1 protein-coding gene is annotated in these 1,801 nt (G+C 45.4%); it reads left to right on the top strand.

Annotated features, from left to right (window positions below):
- Positions 1-62: 62 nt before the first annotated feature.
- The coding region (locus V7659_RS27135) for an Ig-like domain-containing protein (protein WP_335543186.1) at positions 63-1,801 on the top strand (1,739 nt) is incomplete at its 3' end.

The following is a 1,801-nucleotide window of genomic DNA, read 5'->3' as shown; positions in this document are numbered from 1 at the left end:
TAACAATATTTTAAAATAGATTATGATAGTAAAACTAAGAGACTATTAAAAGGGGAAAAGAGATGAGAAAGTTACTGCAGCGTGTGGCGCTAAGTGCGGCACTTCCTCTGCTGGTGTTGCTGGCTTGGGGTCATACGCCGGTCTTTGCGGAAGGCACGGTTATCACAAATTATATTACGGAAGATACAGTGTTCAAAAAGGAGGGATCCCCGTATTATATTAATGCATGGGTGCAGATTGGCAAAAATGCGACCCTAACAATTGAGCCGGGGGTTGAGTTAATCAGTAAGCCGGGGTCGGCGAATGGACTAACCGTTTATGGAAAGGTAAAGGCACTTGGTACAGCCGCAGACCCGATTAAACTGCAGGGGATGTATATTAGTGCCTGGACGACTTGGACCAAAGAGGCGGCTATCCAGTTGGACCATACCGTGGTCAGCAATACCAGCATGGACATTCAAGACTTACAGGTGACAGTGACAAATAGTGAATTTTCAAAGGCAAATCTCTCACTAAGTGGCACCTTTGCAACAATTGAAAATAGCTTCTTTCACGACCAAGCGAAAATCGGTTTTACCTCTACAGGACCTAAACCAGGGAACTTGAGCGTAAAAGGAAATACGTTTATCAATGACGGCTCTGGCTATACGGATGTTAAGCTTAGCCGCAGGGATACTAGTGCGGCACCAATTACGATTACCGAAAACAATTTTTTCGGTACGATTCGGCTTGCAGTGAGTCTCGATGGGCCATCACCAGGATGGGCAGCAGATGGTACCAATAACTATTGGGGTACCACCGATTCAACGTTAGTGAACCGTTCCGTTTATGATGGCAGTGATCTTGGCTATGGGGACCGACTCAATTATCAGCCATACGCCTATAAGCCATTTGCCAATGGCCATCCGATGGGAGCATTGTTAGCCCCTCAAGTTGACCCAATCTCCGACAAGTCAGCAATGATCAAAGGAAGAACAGATGCTGAAGCAACAGTCGAAGTATTGAAAAATGGTACCGCTATTGCGAGCGGGAGCACCAAAGCAGACGGAATGTTCGAAATTCCAATCCCTGTCCAAACTGGGGGAACGAATCTTACCATCAGTGTAACAGACAGTTATAAGCGTACAAGTGAAACAACCATATCAGTTCTTGATGAAACGGCACCAGATTTGCCGCAAATTAATCCAGTGACTGATCAAAGCACTGAGGTAAGCGGTACATCCGAAGCGAATGCCCTCATTACTTTAAAAATAAACGACACAGAATTAACAAGTACATCTGATAACAATGGAAACTTCAGCATTCCAATCAGTAAACAAACGGTGGGAACAGTCATCGAACTTACGGCGACGGATGCAGCCAAGAATGTAAGTCAACCGGCAAAAGTAACCGTTCTAGATGGAACACCACCAGCTAAACCTGAAATCATTGAAGAACTAAATGACCAAACCTTAAAGATTTCTGGCAAAGCTGAGCCAGGAACAACAGTGGAAATGCTAGCTGAAGGCAAGACCATTAGCACAGCGACAGCTGGCACAGATGGTGTGTTCACTCTTAATTGGTCTACGCCAATCAAAGCGGGTACACAAGTGGTTGTCACAGCAATCGATCCTGCAAACAATCGCAGTGACGAGTTAACGATAACAGTAAAAGATAAAACAGCACCGCTTCTAACCTTAGACTTCGTTTTTCCACCAACAACGACGAACCCAACAGTAAGCGGGACGTCTGAACCTGGTGCAACCATTCAGGTTTTGAAAGACGACGAAGTCATCGCAAATGGTGTGGCAGCAGACAACGG

The sequence above is a fragment of the Neobacillus drentensis genome (genome assembly GCF_036966985.1).
Taxonomy (GTDB): domain Bacteria; phylum Bacillota; class Bacilli; order Bacillales; family Cytobacillaceae; genus Neobacillus; species Neobacillus drentensis_E.
Note: the sequence above shows the minus strand (reverse complement) of the source record. Positions and strands in the feature narration are given on the sequence as shown.